Annotated in this window: 10 protein-coding genes; 8 read left to right on the forward strand and 2 right to left on the reverse strand. The window is 72.3% G+C overall.

What is annotated here, in order from left to right; translation table 11 throughout:
- Positions 1-70: 70 nt before the first annotated feature.
- Genes recC through recD form a run of 3 tightly spaced genes read left to right on the forward strand, consistent with a single transcriptional unit; the run spans position 71 to position 8,363 of the window.
- Complete coding sequence (gene recC / locus CXY01_RS19100) at positions 71-3,397, forward strand: exodeoxyribonuclease V subunit gamma (RefSeq protein ID WP_246125494.1); 3,327 nt, start codon at positions 71-73, stop codon at positions 3,395-3,397.
- Positions 3,394-6,690: a UvrD-helicase domain-containing protein gene (locus tag CXY01_RS19105; RefSeq protein WP_146930870.1), complete on the forward strand. Its 3,297-nt coding sequence runs from the start codon at positions 3,394-3,396 to the stop codon at positions 6,688-6,690. Before recC ends, CXY01_RS19105 begins: the two co-directional genes overlap by 4 nt.
- Positions 6,687-8,363, forward strand: coding sequence for an exodeoxyribonuclease V subunit alpha (gene recD / locus CXY01_RS19110; RefSeq protein WP_146930873.1), 1,677 nt, complete (start codon positions 6,687-6,689; stop codon positions 8,361-8,363). Before CXY01_RS19105 ends, recD begins: the two co-directional genes overlap by 4 nt.
- Before the next feature lie 71 nt (positions 8,364-8,434).
- On the opposite strand, the gene CXY01_RS19115 is transcribed toward recD, so the two are convergent.
- Positions 8,435-9,646, reverse strand: coding sequence for an ROK family transcriptional regulator (locus tag CXY01_RS19115; protein ID WP_146930876.1), 1,212 nt, complete (start codon positions 9,644-9,646; stop codon positions 8,435-8,437).
- A gap of 79 nt (positions 9,647-9,725) precedes the next feature.
- Here CXY01_RS19115 and CXY01_RS19120 point away from each other — a divergent pair, with 79 nt between their 5' ends.
- From CXY01_RS19120 to CXY01_RS19135, 4 genes are read left to right on the forward strand one after another with little or no spacing between them, the layout of a single operon-like run.
- Entirely contained in the window at positions 9,726-11,366 is a 1,641-nt protein-coding gene (locus CXY01_RS19120) for a glycoside hydrolase family 13 protein (RefSeq protein ID WP_146930879.1), read from the forward strand.
- Positions 11,367-11,421: 55 nt separating this feature from the next.
- Entirely contained in the window at positions 11,422-12,708 is a 1,287-nt protein-coding gene (locus CXY01_RS19125; protein WP_186813471.1) for an ABC transporter substrate-binding protein, read from the forward strand.
- Positions 12,709-12,735: 27 nt separating this feature from the next.
- On the forward strand, positions 12,736-13,662 hold the full coding sequence (locus CXY01_RS19130) for a carbohydrate ABC transporter permease (protein WP_146930886.1): 927 nt from the start codon (positions 12,736-12,738) through the stop codon (positions 13,660-13,662).
- On the forward strand, positions 13,662-14,561 hold the full coding sequence (locus CXY01_RS19135) for a carbohydrate ABC transporter permease (RefSeq protein ID WP_146930889.1): 900 nt from the start codon (positions 13,662-13,664) through the stop codon (positions 14,559-14,561). The genes CXY01_RS19130 and CXY01_RS19135 overlap by 1 nt, the downstream gene beginning before the upstream one ends.
- Here CXY01_RS19135 and CXY01_RS19140 read toward each other — a convergent pair whose 3' ends face one another.
- On the reverse strand, positions 14,562-15,992 hold the full coding sequence (locus tag CXY01_RS19140) for a glycoside hydrolase family 18 protein (RefSeq protein WP_146930892.1): 1,431 nt from the start codon (positions 15,990-15,992) through the stop codon (positions 14,562-14,564).
- A gap of 317 nt (positions 15,993-16,309) precedes the next feature.
- On the opposite strand from CXY01_RS19140, the gene CXY01_RS19145 reads away from it, so the two are divergent.
- On the forward strand, positions 16,310-16,711 hold a 402-nt coding region (locus CXY01_RS19145; protein WP_503825990.1), incomplete at its 3' end, for a DUF8189 domain-containing protein.

A 16,711-nucleotide genomic window follows, 5' to 3' on the forward strand; every position in this document is an offset into this window, starting at 1 on the left:
GCGACGAACCGAGGCCGGGCCTGTTGATGAACTCGTCACCACTCCGGACCCCGTCGCTAGAGTGCCGAACGTGACCCAGACCGCGTCGTCGTCGACCCCGTCGGGGCTGCGCGTCCACGTCGCGGAGCGCACGGATGCGCTGGTGGACGCGTTGGCGGACGTCCTGGCGGCAACCCCTGCGGACCCGTTCACGCCCGATGTCGTCGCGGTCCCGACGCGCGGTGTCGAGCGCTGGGTGGCGCAGCGACTCTCCCACCGGCTGGGCACTGGAGACGGGACAGACGGCATCTGCGCGAACGTGCAGTTCCCGTCGCCGCACCGGCTGATCGGTGACGCACTGTCGACCACCAGTGACGAGGACCCGTGGGGCTCCGAGCAGCTCGCATGGCACGTGCTGGCGGCGATCGACGCGCACCACGGCGCGGACTGGCTGCGGACGGTGAGCCGCTACCTCGGCGACAACGAGGACGAGGTCCGCCGCGGGCGGCGGTTCCGGCTGGCCCAGCGGGTTGCCCGGCTGTTCGGCGCGTACGACGTGCAGCGCCCGCAGATGGTCCGGGCCTGGGCGCGCGGGGACGACGAGGACGGGGTCGGCGAGCCCCTCCCGGGCGATCTGCGCTGGCAGCCGCAGCTGTGGCGGGAGGTTCGGGACGCGGCCGGCGTGCCGTCGCCGGCGGAGCGGCTCGAGGGTGCGGTGGCGCGGCTGCGGGAGGACCCGTCGAGCGTGGACCTGCCCCCACGCCTGTCGGTCTTCGGCGCCACGGCGCTCCCGGCTGGCCACCTGCAGGTGCTCGACGCGCTCGCCGAGCATCGTGAGGTTCACCTGTGGCTCCCGCAGCCGTCGCTCGCGCTGTGGCACGGACTGAGCCCGAGCGGTCCCGCGCGCAGGTCCGAGGCGACGACACCCGCGACGCACCCCTTGCTCGCGTCGATGGCGGGCGATGCGACGGAGCTGGCCACGCGCGTCCTCGGGCTCGGACCAGACGTCGCTGTCCTGGGATCGCCACGACGAGGTCGCACGGTGCTCGGCGCGCTGCAGGAGCGGATCTCGCAGGACCGCACGGACGGGCCGCGGCTGGACGCGACGACAGCGGACCGGTCGGTCCAGGTCCATGCGTGCCACGGCCGCTCGCGCCAGGTCGAGGTGCTCCGCGAGGTCGTCGTCGGCCTGCTCGCGGACGACGACACGCTGGAGCCGCGGGACATCATCGTGATGTGCCCGGACGTCGAGGCGTTCGCCCCGCTGGTCGAGGCAGCGTTCGGTCCGACGGCGGGCATCGACGAGGGAGCCCCAGAGCATCCGGGCCGCACGCTGCGGGTCCGCATCGCCGACCGGGCACCGCGGAGCGCCAACCCGGTGCTCGCCGTCGTCGCGACCCTCCTGGAGCTCGCCGAGTCGCGCGTCGGGGCGTCGGCGGTGGTCGACCTCGCGGGTCAGGCGCCGGTCCGCCGACGGTTCGGGTTCGACGACGAGGAGCTCGACCGGGTGCGGGCATGGGCGCTGGAGTCGGGGGTGCGCTGGGGCGAGGACGTCTCGCGGCGCGAGCGCTACGGGATGGGTGCGCTCCGGCAGGGGACGTGGTCGACCGCGCTGGACCGGCTGCTGCTCGGGGTGGCGATGGCCGAGGAGGACCAGAGGTTCGTCGGGACCGTCCTGCCGGTCGACGACGTCGGGTCCAGCGACGTGGACCTCGTGGGACGGCTCGCGGAGTTCGTCGACCGGCTGACCGCCACGCTCAGCGAGCTGGACGGAGCGCGACCGGCGGCCGAGTGGTTCGCGTCGCTCGACCGCGCCGTGCGGCTGCTCACCGACGTCGCACCCGCAGACCGCTGGCAGCAGGCCGAGGCCGCCCGGGCCATCGACGCGGTGCGAAACGCGACCAGCGCGACGCTCCGCCTGGCCGACGTCGTCGCGCTCCTCGAACCGCACCTGGCCGGACGGCCGACCCGGGCCAACTTCCGGACCGGCGCGCTCACGGTGTGCTCGCTCGCGCCGATGCGAGCGGTGCCGCACCGGGTCGTCGCGCTGCTCGGCATGGACGACGGAGCGTTCCCGAGAGGGTCGGGGCGCGACGGGGACGACATCCTCGCGCGCGACCCGCTGGTCGGCGAGCGCGACGCCCGCCAGGAGGACCGGCAGCTGTTCCTCGACGCGGTGACCAGCGCGCAAGAGAACCTGGTCGTCGTCTACTCCGGTGCCGACGAGCGCACGGGTGCGGCGCGACCGCCCGCGGTCCCGGTGGGCGAGCTGCTCGACGCGATCGACGCCGCTGCCACGTTCCCGGGGGGCCGGTCCGCGCGCGACCAGGTGGTGCACCACCCGCTCCAGACGGTGGACGAGCGCAACTTCGAGCCGGGCCGTCTCGGTCGCGACGGACCGTTCAGCTTCGACGTGCTCGACCTGACCGCGGCCCTCACGAGGCGCCGCGACGACCCGCCGGAGACGTCCGCGCCGCTGGAACCTCCGCACACCGACGAGCTCGACCTGGAGGACCTCGCGTCCACGCTCGAGCACCCGGTCCGTGCGTTCGTGCGGATGCGGCTCGGCGCGACCCTCCCCGGCGACGAGCCGCAGCTCGACGACCGCCTGCCGCTGGAGCTGGGCGGGCTGGAGCGCTGGGCGGTCGGAGACCGGCTGCTCCAGGCTGCGCTGGACGGCATCGACCTCGACGATGCCGCCGCGGCCGAGCGGCGGCGCGGTCACATGCCGCCGGCCACGCTCGGCGGCGCCACGCTCCAGCAGGTTCGCGGACAGGTGGAGCCGTTGCTGGCTGCGTCGGCGCGGTACCTGGTGGAGCCCGCGACGAGCGTCGACGTCACGATCCCGCTGGATGACGGGCGTGTGCTGACGGGCACGATCAACGGGGTGCGCGGTGACGTTCTGGTCCGCACGGTGTTCTCGCGGCTGGGCGCCAAGCACCGGCTGCGCGCCTGGGTGCAGCTGCTGGCGCTGGCCGCGGCGTTCCCTGAGCGCACGTTCGAGGCGGTGACGATCGGCCGCGGTCAGGTCCGGTCGTCGCGGGTCGCTCGGCTCACGACGCCAGCGGAGCCGCGCGCGACCCTGCAGCGGCTGGTCGGCATCTACGACGAGGCGATGTGCGGCGCGCTCCCCCTGCCCCTGGCCACGAGCCTGGCGTACGCGCACCCGCGCACGGGCGGTGGCGACGAGTCCGACGCGCTGGGCAGCGCACGGGCGGAGCTCGGGACCGCCGACGACGCCGCCGCCGGGCGTGGTGGCTTCGAGGCCGTCGACGACTACCACCTGCTGGCGTTCGGGGACCCGGTCACGTTCGACCGCCTGATCGTCGAGGGGCACACCGGACCCGAGTCCACCCGCTTCGGTGCCCTGTCGATGGCCCTGTGGTCCGACCTCATCGCGCACGAGGAGGTCGGATGACCGAGCCGTTCGACGTGTGCGGGCCGCTGCCGCAGGGCACCGTCGTGCTCGAGGCCAGCGCGGGCACCGGCAAGACGACGACGATCGCCTCGCTGACCGCCCGGTACGTCGCCGAGGGGGTCGCGCGACTTCCGGAGCTCATGCTCGTGACGTTCGGCCGGTTGGCCACGTCCGAGCTGCGTGAACGGGTCCGCGAGCGCCTGGTCGTCGTCGAGGCCGCGCTGCGGAACGGGACCCCCTCGACCGACCCGGTCATCGCCCTGCTGGCGAGCACGGATCGCGCCGTCCGGGCCCAGCGCCTCGCGGTCGCCCTGGCGGAGTTCGACGCGGCGACGATCACCACGACGCACGGCTTCTGCCAGCAGATGCTCACGTCGCTGGGCACGCTCGGCGACGTCGAGCCGGACGCGCGGCTGGTCCCGGACATCGCGTCGCTGGAGGCGGAGGTCGTCGACGACCTGTACCTGCGCAAGTACGCGTCGACCGACTCCCCGACGCTGTCCGTGCCGGACGCGCGCCGGGTCGCGCACGAGGCGATCAGCGACGCCGCAGCGCTCCTGGAGCCGGAGAACGCCACCTCCGAGCGGGCTCGCGACTCCTACGGGCTGGCCGCTGCCGCGCGCCGCGAGCTGCTGCGGCGCAAGCGCGCGCTGCGCGTCCTCGACTACGACGACCTGCTGGTGCTCCTGCGCGACGCGCTGACCGACCCGGAGACCGGGCAAGCCGCGGCGGAACGCGTCCGCTCCCGGTACCGCATCGTCATGGTCGACGAGTTCCAGGACACCGACCCCGTCCAGTGGGACATCCTGCGCACGGCGTTCCACGGTCACCGCACCCTCGTCCTGATCGGCGACCCGAAGCAGGCGGTCTACCGGTTCCGCGGCGCGGACGTCGCCACGTACCTGCGCGCCCGAGCCGTCGCCTCCACCCAGACGCTGCACCGTAACTGGCGCGCCGACCCCGCGGTGCTCGACGGGCTGGCGCCGATCCTGTCCGGCACCGCGCTGGGTGACCCGCGCATCGTCGTCCACCCGATCGAGCCCGCGCGGACCGGCAGCCGGCTGCGGGGCGGGCCGGCGGTGCGCCTGCGGCAGGTCACGCGGACGGCGCTCGGGGTTCCCGACGGCGCGGCCAACCCGCCCGTCGGCAAGGTGCGCGACTTCGTGTACGCGGACGTCGCCGCGCAGGTGCTCCGCACGTTGAGCGAGGAGCAGATCGCCGACGAGGACGGCGGCTGGCGGTCGGTCCAGCCGGGCGACATCGCGGTGCTCACGCGCGTCAACCGGGATGCCGTCGCCGTGCAGCGCTCGCTGGTGTCCGTCGGTGTCCCGGCCGTCATCTCGATGTTGTCCAGCGTCTTCGGCACACCGTCCGCCCGGGACTGGCTGATCCTGCTCTCGGCGCTCGCGCGTCCCGGCGTGAGCGGGTTCGTGTCCGCGGCGGCGCTGACGCCGTTCGTCGGCTGGACCGCGAACGAGCTCGCGGAGGCGTCCGACGAGCGCCGCGACGAGCTCGCCGACCTGCTGCGCACGTGGTCGCGCGTGCTGGACGACCACGGCGTCGCGTCCCTGCTGGAGGCGACGGCCGCCGCCGGTCTGCGGGAGCGGCTGGTCCGGCTGCCCGACGGTGAGCGCCGCCTGACGGACGTCCGGCACGTCGGCGAGGCGCTGCACGCGGCCGCGACGGACGACGGGCTCGGCGCGGCCGCGCTGCTCGAGTGGCTGCGTGCCCGGGTCGAGGAGGCCGGTCAGGACTACGCCGAGGAGCGCAGCCGCCGCCTGGAGACCGACACCGCGGCCGTGCAGGTCATCACCGTGCACGCGAGCAAGGGCCTGCAGTTCCCCGTCGTGCTGGTGCCCTTCCTCTGGGACAAGTACTCGCCGCCCAGCCCGGCGACCATCGGCTACGACCGCGACGACGTCCGGCTGCTGCACGTGGGCGGCAAGGGCAGTCCTGGGTACGACGAGGCGCGCGCGGCCGGTGCTGCCGCCGACGACGGTGAAGGGCTGCGCCTCGCCTACGTCGCTCTCACGCGCGCGACCAGCCAGGTCGTCGCGTGGTGGGCGCCCTCGGCCAACTCGGTCCGCGGCGCCTTGACGCGCCTCCTGCTCGGCGCCCGTGACAGCGCCGGGAACCCGGCCGAGCTGGTGAAGACGACGACCGACGCAGCGACGACGCAGGTGCTGCGGGCGCTCACGAACGACGCCCTCGAGCTCGAGGTGGTGACCTCGGCGTCGGTCCTCGCCCCCTGGGCGCCGCCCACGGCACCCGCGACGGACCTTCAGGCGGCGACGCTCGACCGTCGACCGGACGTGGCGTGGCGGCGGACGTCCTACTCGGCGCTCACGGCCGCGGCGCACGAGACCGGCCGCGTCGGGAGCGAGCCGGAGGTACCCGGGGTGCAGGACGAGCCGGATGGTGCGACCGGCCCACCGGCCGCTGTGGAGCCCGCCGACGGTCTCGGCCGGGACGTGTCGTCCCCGATGGCCGACCTGCCGTCCGGGACGGCGTTCGGCACGTTCGCCCACCGCGTCCTGGAGCTCCTGGATACGAGCGCTCCCGACCTCGGCGCGGAGCTCGCGGCTCGCTGCGCGGAGGCGGGTGCGCTGCTGACGACCGACCCGGCGACGACCGCAGATGCCCTGCTCCCGTCGCTCCACACCCCGCTCGGTCCTCTTGCCGGTGACCTGTCCCTGGCGGCGATCACTCCTCGCGACCGGTTGGCCGAGCTCGACTTCGAGCTCCCCCTCGCCGGAGGCGACGCCGGTTCCCGCCGAACCGCCAGAACCATCCGCGACGTCGCCGGCCTCCTGCGTGCCCACCTGCCCGCCGACGACCCGTTCACCCCCTACGCCGACCACCTCGACGAGCTCTCGGCCGCCCAGCTGCGCGGCTACCTCACCGGCTCGATCGATGCGGTCCTGCGCGTGCCGGCGGACGTACCGGGCGGCCACCGCTACCTCGTCGTGGACTACAAGACGAACCGCCTGGGCACGTTCGACGAACCCCTGACGCTGTGGCACTACCGGCCGGCGTCGACCCTTGCGGCGATGATCGACGCCCACTACCCGCTGCAGCTGCTCCTCTACTCCGCGGCGCTGCACCGCTACCTGCGCTGGCGCCTCCCCGGCTACGACCCCGGTTCGCACCTGGGCGGCGGCCTCTACCTGTTCCTGCGCGGCATGGCGGGTCCGAGCACCCCGACCGTCGACGGCGTGCCGTTCGGCGTGGTGTCGTGGCGTCCCCCGGCCGCGCTCGTCGTCGCCCTCTCCGACCTGCTGGCCGGCTCGTGACGACCCTCGACGACCCGTACGCCGCGGACGTCCCGTGGCGCGTGAGCGGTCTGCTCGCCGGTGTCGAGGGGCTGAGCGCGGCCGACGTCCATGTCGCCCGGCACCTCGGCGGAATCGGTGGCGAGGACGACGAACGCGTGCTGCTGGCCGCCGCGCTCGCGGTCCAGGCGCTGCGCGGCGGATCGGTCTGCGTGGTCCTCGACGAGACGCCGGAGGTGCACGCCGCGATCCGTCGCAGCCCGCTCGTCGCCGACGGACCGGACGGCCCCGCCGACCGTCCGCTGCGCTGGGTCGACGGTCGCGTCTACCTCGATCGGTACTGGCGCGACGAGCAGGTGGTCCGGTCGGCGGTGCACGAGCGCCTCGCCCACCCGGCGCCGGCGGACCCAGCCGCGCTCTCGGCGGCGATCGACCGCCTCTACCCGTCGGCTGCGGACGACGCCCAGCGCGAGGCCCTCCGCACGGCCGCGACGTCGTACCTCACGGTCCTCACCGGAGGCCCGGGCACGGGCAAGACGACGACGGTCGCGCGTCTGGTCGCCGCGCTCCAGGCCGCCGCCGGACCCGGGCTGCGCGTCGCCCTGGCCGCACCGACCGGCAAGGCCGCCGCGCGGCTGCAGGAGTCGGTCAACGCGGAGGTCGCCCAGCTCGACGACGCCATCGGCACCCTGCGCGCCACGACCGTGCACCGTCTGCTCGGCTGGCGCCCCGGCACGACGACCCGGTTCCGGCACGACCGCCTGCGCTGCCTGCCGCACGACGTCGTCATCGTCGACGAGTCGTCGATGGTGTCGCTGTCGCTGATGGCCCGGCTCGTCGAGGCGCTGCGCCCGACGGCGCGGCTGGTGCTCGTCGGCGACCCCGACCAGCTGGCCAGCGTCGAGGCCGGTGCGGTGCTCGGTGACCTGGTCGCGGCCCTGCCCGGCGGCGTGGTCCGCCTCACCGAGGCGCACCGCTACGGCCCGTCGCTGGCCGAGCTCGCCGAGGCGATCCGGCAGGGCGACGCCGACACGACCCTGGCGCTCTTGCGCTCGGGCGACGAGCACCGGTCGTGGGTCGAGCCGGCCGACGACCGCCTGTCACCGCAGGACGTCGCCGGTCTGCGTGCCGACGTCGAGGCCAGCGGTCGGGCGCTGCTGGACGCCGCCCGAGCAGGTGACGCCGCGGCCGCACTCCAGGCGCTCGGCACCCACCGTCTGCTGGTGGCCCATCGTGAGGGCCCGTTCGGGCTGGAGCAATGGGCGGCAACCGCCGAGACGTGGACCGGCGCCACCGCCGGTCCCTGGCCGCTGGGCCGACCGCTCCTGGTCACCGAGAACGACCGCGCCAGCGGCCTGTTCAACGGTGACACGGGGGTCGTGATCTCGGACGGGCTGGGTGGCGTCGTCGTCGCCTTCGGGGAACCCGACGACCCCCGCCTCGTCCGCCCGTACCGGCTGCCCGCCGTCCAGCCGGTCCACGCGATGACGGTCCACCGCGGCCAGGGCAGCCAGTTCGCCCGCGTGACCCTGCTGCTGCCCCCCGCGGACGCCCCGCTGCTGACCCGCGAGCTGCTCTACACGGCCGTCACGCGCGCCCGCGAGCACGTGCGCGTCATCGGCACCGAGGAGGCGGTCCGCGCCGCGGTCGAGCGCCCGGTCCGTCGAGCCAGCGGCCTGCGCGAGCCGCGCTGACTAGCGGAAGTCCCGCACGGCAGTGCGGCCCACGCGGCGGGCCGGGACGCTGTCGGAGTGGCCAGCCACCGTCAGCGCAGCGCGGCGGGCACGATGGCGAGCGCGTGCTCCCGCACGTGGTCGAGCGCGCGCTTGACCGCGCCGACCGTCACGATGTCGCTGCCCAGGTCGGAGGCGAGGACCTCGATCCCGGGCGGGTCGACGTACCGGTCCAGCTCGTGCCGGACGAGCTCGAGCAGCGGTTCGCAGGACTCCGCGACGGCGCCGGCAATGATGACGCGCTCCGGGTCGTAGATGCTCGCGAACGTCGCGACGATGCGGGCCAGGCGCGCTGCGACGTGCTCGACGACGCTGACCGCGAGCGGGTCCTCGTCCAGGGCGGCGACGAGGACGCTCGCGGCGTCCAGCGTCGCGGGGTCCAGCTCCTGCAGGGAGGAGCCGGTGCGGCCGTCCACGCGGTGCAGCTGCTCGCGGGCGTCGTCGCGCAGCAGGGCCGCGATGCCGAGGGCCGACCCGACGCCCTCGACGACGTCCAGGTAGCGCATCTCCCCCACACCGCCGTGAGCACCGCGCAGCAGGCGCCCGTCGTCCACGACGCCCGCGCCGAACCGCTCGCCGGCGAGCAGCGTGACGTGGCACAGGGTCCCGCGACCGTGCCCGCGCCAGTGCTCGGCGACCGCCGCGAGGTTGGCGTCGTTGTCGGTCAGGACGGTCCACCCGTGCCGTTCACGCAGGTGGAGGGCGATGTCGGGGTTCATGAGCTCCCAGAACGGGTTGTCCTGGAAGTAGGTGCGGCCGTCGCGGTCGACGGGGGCGGGGACGCCGACCGCCACCGCCAGCACTCGTCGCGGGCCGGTGTCGGCGTCCGCCAGCGCGGCGAGCATGGCGTCCTCGATGAGCGCGAGCCGCCGAGCGGTGGTGCCGTCGGACGCGGACACGGGCAGCACCGCGCGCGCGAGCGTGACGCCCTGCAGGTCCGCGACGGTCGCGCTCACCCGGTGCTGACCGGCGTCGACACCGACGACCACACCGGCGCGGGCGTCGAACGCGTACCGACGGGCGGGGCGTCCGTTGCGGCGGTCGGCCGCGCGCAGGCTCTCGAGCTCGATGACCCAGCCCTGGTCGATGAGCTCGTCGCAGACGCCGTGCACGGTTGCGCGCGACAGCCCGGTGGCGTCGATCAGCGCGGAACCCGTGACCTCGGCCGCGTCCCAGAGGTGCTCGAGGACCAGCCGCGCGCTCGCCTCGCGAAGGTGGCGCGACGACACCGGGACCTGAGCCACGTCTTGACCTCCTCGGCCGACAGCGTCACTCTAGTGCCAGGAGTTAAATTTAGGACCTACATCAAACCAGGGGGACGGTGTGACGGCTCTGTCGGAACGGGACGCGGCGTGGTGGCGGCAGGCCGTGGTCTACCAGGTCTACCCCCGCAGCTTCGCCGACTCGAACGGCGACGGCATCGGTGACCTGCCCGGCCTGACCGCCAAGGTGCCCTACCTGAGCGAGCTCGGCGTGGACGCGGTGTGGCTGAGCCCCTTCTACCCGTCGGCGCTGGCCGACGGCGGCTACGACGTCGACGACTACCGGGACGTCGACCCCCGGATCGGCACGCTCGAGCAGTTCGACGAGCTCCGCACGGCGCTCCGCGCGGCCGGCATCCGGCTGATCGTCGACATCGTCCCCAACCACACCTCCAACCGGCACGTGTGGTTCCAGGAGGCTCTGGCGTCCCCGCCCGGCTCCCGGGCCCGCGAGCGCTACATCTTCCGACGAGGCCGCGGCGAGAACGGCGAGCTGCCGCCGAGCGACTGGACCTCGACCTTCGGTGGCCCCGCGTGGGAGCCCGTCGGTGACGGCGAGTGGTACCTGCACCTGTTCGCACCGGAGCAGCCCGACCTCAACTGGGCCGACGACGAGGTCCGCCAGGAGTTCCTCACGACGCTGAGGTTCTGGGCCGACCGCGGGGTCGACGGGTTCCGCATCGACGTCGCGCACGCGCTGGCCAAGGACCTCAGCGAGCCGTTGGCGACCCAGGCGGAGTTGGACGCGGACATCTGGGAAGGGGCTCGTGGGGCGCACCCGCTCGAGGACCGCGACGAGGTGCACGACATCTACCGCGAGTGGCGCCGGCTGTTCAACGAGTACGACCCCCCGCGCACGGCGGTGGCCGAGGCGTGGGTCCCGGCGCACCGGCGCTCCCGCTACGCCTCCCCCGAGGGGCTGGGCCAGGCGTTCAACTTCGACCTGCTCGAGGCCCGCTGGGACGCGAAGGAGTTCGCCGAGATCATCGACCGGAACCTCGAGCTGGCCAGCGAGTCGGGGACCTCGTCCACGTGGGTGCTCTCCAACCACGACGTGGTGCGGCACGCGTCCCGGTACGCGCTGCCCGAGGGCACCGACCTCGACGCCTGGCTGCTCAGCGACGGCACGGTGCCGCAGCCCGACGAGGAGCGCGGCCGTCGTCGCGCGCGGGCGGCGACCCTGCTCACCCTCGCGCTGCCCGGGTCGGCCTACCTGTACCAGGGCGAGGAGCTGGGCCTGCCGGAGGTGGCCGACCTGCCGGCGGACGTGCTCCAGGACCCGACCTTCCTGCGGTCCGAGGGCGCACAGAAGGGCCGCGACGGTTGCCGCGTCCCTCTGCCGTGGGCGGCCGACGGTCCGACGCTCGGCTTCGGCGACGAGCACGCGCACCTGCCGGTCCCGGCCCGGTTCGCGGGCTTGGCCGTCGAGAACCAGGCCGCCGACGACGCGTCGACCCTGTGGTTCTACCGACGCGCGCTCGCCGAGAGGCGCCGCCTGCAGACCGGCGAGACCCTGGAGTGGCTGTCGTCCACGGACCCGGCGGTCGTCGCGTTCCGGCGGCCCGGGGGCTGGACGTCCGTCACGAACTTCGGCAGCTCGCCGGCGCCGATGCCGGCCGGCGGCACGGTGCTCGTGTCGAGCTCACCGATCGACGGGCAAGAAGTGCCCGCAGAGACGACGGTCTGGTTGCAGGACAGCTGACGACACGGGTCGGCAACCCTGCCACCCGATGACTTCGACCAACGGAGGCGAAGGCATGACGTCCCAGAGATCCCTCATGTCCGCAGAGCTGGACAGACGCGGGTTCCTGCGCGGCCTCGGGGTGGCCGGCGCCGGCCTCGCCCTCGCGTCGTGCTCGGCGGGCTCCGGCGGTTCCGGGCCCACCGAGATCGTCTTCTACCAGTCCAAGCCCGAGGTGATCGGCTACTTCGGCGACCTCATCGAGCAGTTCCACCAGACCCAGGACCGGGTGCGGGTGCGCCACGACACCGCGTCCAACCTGGCCGGGACGTTCGTGCGGGAGTCCCCACCGGACATCGGCTGCCTCAACTACAACTTCGAGATCTCCCGCTACGTGGAGCGCGGCGCGCTCAGCGACCTCAGCGACATGCCCGAGGCCGGCCGGATCCTCGACGAGCTGAAGCCGCTCATCGACGTCACGGCCACGTACCCGGACCGCACGAGCGTGATCCCGTACTCGCTGATGGCGGCCGCCGTGCTCTACAACCGGCAGATCTTCGCCGACCTCGGGCTGAGCGTCCCCACCACCTGGGACGAGCTCATCGCGGTGTGCGACGAGCTCGTCGCCGCGGGCGTCACCCCGCTGTACAGCACGTTCAAGGACCCGTGGACGATCGCGCAGGGCCCCTTCGACTACTCGGTGGGCGGCACGGTCGACACCACGAAGTTCTTCAACCAGCTCAAGCGGCAGGGCACCAACGTCGACTCCGACTCTCCGGTGTCGTTCGAGAAGCAGTTCCTCGAGCCCGTCCAGCAGATGCAGCAGCTCATCCCGTACTCGAACGACAACGCCGCGAGCCGCGGCTACGGCGACGGCAACCTCGCGTTCGCCAAGGGGGAGGCCGCCATGTACCTGCAGGGACCGTGGGCGATCGGGGAGATCGCCAAGACGAACCCGGACCTGGACGTCGGCGCCTTCCCGCTGCCCATGACGAACGACCCGGCCGACCGCAAGGTGCGGGTCAACATCGACCTCGCGCTGTGGATCCCGGAGGGGTCCACGAAGAAGGAGGCGGCACGGGAGTTCCTGTCCTTCCTCATGCAGCCCGACGTCATCGACGCCTACAACGCCCAGGCGCTCGGCTTCGGGGTGACCAAGGACGCGGCCCCGGTGACCAACGAGACGCTGGTGGAGCTGAAGGAGTACTACGACCGCGCCGCCTTCTACCTGGGTGCGTCCCAGCTGGTGCCGCAGTCGATCCCGCTGCAGAACTACGCGCAGTCGCTCGCCTCCGGCGCGGACCCGGAACCGGTCTTGCGGACCCTCGACGCCGACTGGCGGCGCCTGGCCTTCCGTTCCTGACGCCCACCCCTCGAACGGAGACAGCCCATGGCCACCACAGCCGCCACCCGACCGATCGGCAGCGACGTCGCGCCGTCGACCCGGGTCAGAGAGAGCCACACCCGGGTCCCCCGGACCTTCTACCTGTTCCTGCTGCCCACGCTCATCCTCTTCACGCTCTGCATCACGCTGCCGGCGATCATGGGCATCACGTTCAGCTTCACCGACTCGGTCGGCTTCGGGGAGTTCGAGTTCACCGGCCTGACCAACTACGTCGCCCTGTTCTCGGACCCGGCGATCCGCAGCTCCTACCTGTTCACCATCGGGTTCGCCCTGGTCACCGTGCTGCTGGTCAACGTCGTGGCGTTCCTGCTCGCCGTCGGCCTGACCGCCAAGATCCGCGGGAAGGTGCCGCTGCGGGCGGTGTTCGTGCTGCCCATGGTGATCTCGGGCATCGTCATCGCCTACGTCTTCAACTTCCTGTTCTCCAACTCGCTCCCGCAGCTGGGCCAGGCGGTCGGAATCAGCGCGCTCGAGCAGAGCCTGCTGGCGAACCCCAACCTGGCATGGACCACGATCGTGATCGTCACCGCGTGGCAGGCCATCCCCAGCGCCCTGCTCATCTACATCGCTGGCATCCTGTCGATCCCCGGCGAGGTCTACGAGGCGGCGTCCATGGACGGCGCCTCGTCGCGACGACGCCTGCTGTCCATCACGCTGCCGCTCGTCGCGGGCTACGTCGTCATCAACCTGGTCATCGGCTTCAAGAACTTCCTGAACGCCTACGACATCATCGTCGGCCTGACCAACGGCGGTCCCGGCACCGCGACCCGCAGCGTCGCCATGACGATCTTCACCGGCTTCACCGGCGGCGACTACGCCTACCAGATGGCCAACGCCACGATCTTCTTCCTGATCGCCGTGGTCCTCGCCGTCGCCCAGCTTCGCCTCACCCGCGGAAGGAGCGCGTTCTGATGACTGCGCAGACGTTGGTCACCACGACCCCCGCCCAGGTCCCCGTCCGGCGGCGGCGCCGCTTCCTCGGCCGCGGCGGCGAGGACCGCCCGAGCTGGAGCACCACGACGGTCCTGCTGGTGTGCACGATCGCGGTCTTCCTGCCGCTCTACGCGACGATCACCATGGCGTTCAAGACGACGAGCCAGTCCGTCGACGGGCAGGTCTTCTCGCTGCCGTCCCCGTTCAGCATCGAGGGGTTCGTCCAGGCGTGGGAGCTCACCAACTTCCCGCGCGGGTTCGCCATCTCCGTGTTCGTCACGCTGGTGACCGTCGTCGGCACCGTGATCCTCGCGGCCTTCGCCGCCTACGCCATCGCCCGCAACTGGGACCACAGGTTCTTCCGCTGGTCCTTCTTCTACCTGCTCGCCGCGATGTTCCTGCCGTTCCCCGTCCTGGCCCTCTCGCAGGTCAAGCTCACGGGGATGGTCAACCTCGACAACCCGATCGGCGTCGCGCTGCTGCACGTGATGTTCCAGCTGTCGTTCAGCGTCCTGCTGTTCACGGCGTTCATCCGGGGACTGCCCGAGGAGCTCGAGGAGAGCGCCCGGCTCGACGGCGCCACCACCTGGGTCGTGTTTCGGCGCATCGTCTTCCCGATGATGGCGCCCATGAGCGCCACGGTCGCGATCTTCGCGTTCCTCGCGTCGTGGAACGACTTCATGATGCCGTCGCTCATCACGGCCGACTCCACGATGCAGACCCTGCCCGTGCTGCAGAACGTGTTCCAGACGCAGTTCAGCAGCAACTACAACGTGGCGTTCGCGTCGTACCTCATGGCCATGGCGCCGGCGATCATCGTCTACCTGTTCACGCAGCGCTGGGTGATGTCGGGCGTGACCCAGGGGGCCATCAAGTAGCTACTGCATGACCGGTGCGAGCGCGCTGATCAGGGCGTGGCTGTCGGAGTCCTGGCTGATCTCCCACGCCATCGCCCCGCGCAGCCGCAGCGCCTTGATGAGCTTGACGCGCTCGCCGATCGACCGGGGGCTGGTGAAGGAGATGAGCGTCGGGACCGTGGCCGGGCCGGTGGTCAGGTTCGGGTGCTCCGCCGCCGGGTTGAACAGGTACGGCTCCCCCGCCAGGGCGTTCCAGTGCACGGTGTACCCGTTGCCGCCGGTGACGCCCGCGGTATCGACGTAGCCGCCCTCGTCGACCAGCGCGTGGTAGGTCGGCTGCGGTGCGACGTCGACGACGAGGGAGTTCGAGTCCGTGCCGGTGTTGTCGAACGCCGAGTACAGGCCCCGGTTCGCGGTGCTGGTGCGCAGGTACTGCTGCCCGTAGAACGGCACGCCCACGACGATCTTGTTCGCCGGGACCCCGTGCAGCAGGTAGTAGGCGACCGTGCCGGTGGTGTTCCAGCTGAGGTTCTTGGCGTTCGGGTCCCGGGGGTCGGGGGTGAACAGCGTGTTGTGCGCGGCCTTCGGTCCGCTCGGCACGTTGAAGTCGTACGTCATGACGTTGTTCCAGTCGAAGTACTTCGTGATCTCCTTCAGCTCGAAGTACTTGGTCGAGCTGGTGGCCGCGGGGAGCGCGGCCGTGAGCAGGTAGTACTTGCCGGTGGTGGCGCCGTACGCGTCGAGCTGCTTGCGGAACTCGGCGGCCAGCAGGGTGGCGTTGCGCCGGTCGGCCGGGGTGGGGTTGACGTTCCCGCCGGCGACCTGGGTCGGGTACTCCCAGTCGAGGTCGATGCCGTCGAACACCCCCGCCGCCGCACCCTCGCCGCCGGCGCCCTCGGGCCATCCGCCGGCGGGCAGGTTGCCCTTGATGAACGTGTCGATGCACGAGGCGACGAAGGCGGTCCGCAGCTCGGGCGTCGACGCGAGCGTCGAGAACCACGTCGACTTGGTCCAGCCGCCGAGCGAGATCTGCACCTTCAGGTGCGGGTTGGCCGCCTTGAGCTTGCGGAGCTGGTTGAAGCTGCCGAAGAGGTGCTGGTCCGGGTTGGCCGGGTCGTCGGCGACGCCGTCGACGCTGTTGTCGCCCGACCAGTAGACCTGCTGGTAGTCGGCCCAGGGGTCGAGCACGTCGCAGCTCGCCGCCCCGGTGGCCTCGTCGTACCCCGGCACGCCGAACGCGTACTGGATGACGTTGAGCTTGCTGACCGGGATGTCCTTGACGAAGTAGCCGCGCCCGTAGACGTTCCAGTTGGCGAAGTACGCCGTCAGCACCTTCTTCGGCCCGTCGGGCTTCGGCGCGGACGACGCCTGCGCAGGCGGGGCGGCGACGACGGCGAGGCTCGCCGCGACGGCCAGGGCGACGAGCGCGGACAACCGGCGGGAACGACGCATGGAGCTCTCCTCGACACTGTGGAGGTCTGACCGTGGATTAGTAAGCACTCTTACCAAATGCGATGTCCCCCACCCTATGGCCGGATGTCCGATCCGCGTCAAGAGTCCGGATCTCCGCCCGTCGTATCAGCGCACGATCTGCTGCCCCCTTCCAGGAGATCGAGCACCGCAAGGCGCCGATGGACGGCGACGTCGACGTGGGGGTCGGCAGTCGCTCACGGTCGAGAAATCGACATCGACGGAAACCGTCCGTCGACACTCGGACCACGCCCGGTGCTCTCCCACCAGCGGCCCCGGGCGGACAGAGGGGGCAACTCATGGGTTGGGCACCGTGGTTCAACGTCTCAGGTGGCCGCGCAGCACTCAGATCGCCGGTCACGACCATCGCACGCAATCCTGACCACCTGGACCTGTTCGTCACAGGCACGGACGGCGGCATCTACAGCACCTGGTGGGACGCCTCGTCCGGCTGGGCGGGCTGGTTCCAGGTCTCCGGCGGCCGGGCGGCGCTCGGGTCGCCGATCACCGCGGTGGCTCGCAACCCCGACCACCTGGACCTGTTCGTCGTCGGGACCGACGGCGGCATCTACTCCACCTGGTGGGACGCCTCGTCGGGCTGGGCCAACTGGTTCCAGGTCTCCGGCGGCCGGGCGGCGCTCGGCTCCCGCGTCGAGGTCGTGGCTCGCAACCCGAACCACCTCGACCTCTTCGTCACGGGC

It is taken from the genome of Cellulomonas xylanilytica (genome assembly GCF_007989805.1).
In the GTDB taxonomy this organism is placed as follows: Bacteria; Actinomycetota; Actinomycetes; order Actinomycetales; family Cellulomonadaceae; genus Cellulomonas; species Cellulomonas xylanilytica.

Bases quoted from the DNA above. Each gene is read 5' to 3' on its own strand.
- CXY01_RS19105 (WP_146930870.1), top strand. From the start codon at position 3,394: ATGACCGAGCCGTTCGACGTGTGCGGGCCGCTGCCGCAGGGCACCGTC.
- CXY01_RS19125 (WP_186813471.1), top strand. From the start codon at position 11,422: ATGACGTCCCAGAGATCCCTCATGTCCGCAGAGCTGGACAGACGCGGG.
- CXY01_RS19130 (WP_146930886.1), top strand. From the start codon at position 12,736: ATGGCCACCACAGCCGCCACCCGACCGATCGGCAGCGACGTCGCGCCG.
- CXY01_RS19135 (WP_146930889.1), top strand. From the start codon at position 13,662: ATGACTGCGCAGACGTTGGTCACCACGACCCCCGCCCAGGTCCCCGTC.
- CXY01_RS19140 (WP_146930892.1), bottom strand. From the start codon at position 15,992: ATGCGTCGTTCCCGCCGGTTGTCCGCGCTCGTCGCCCTGGCCGTCGCG.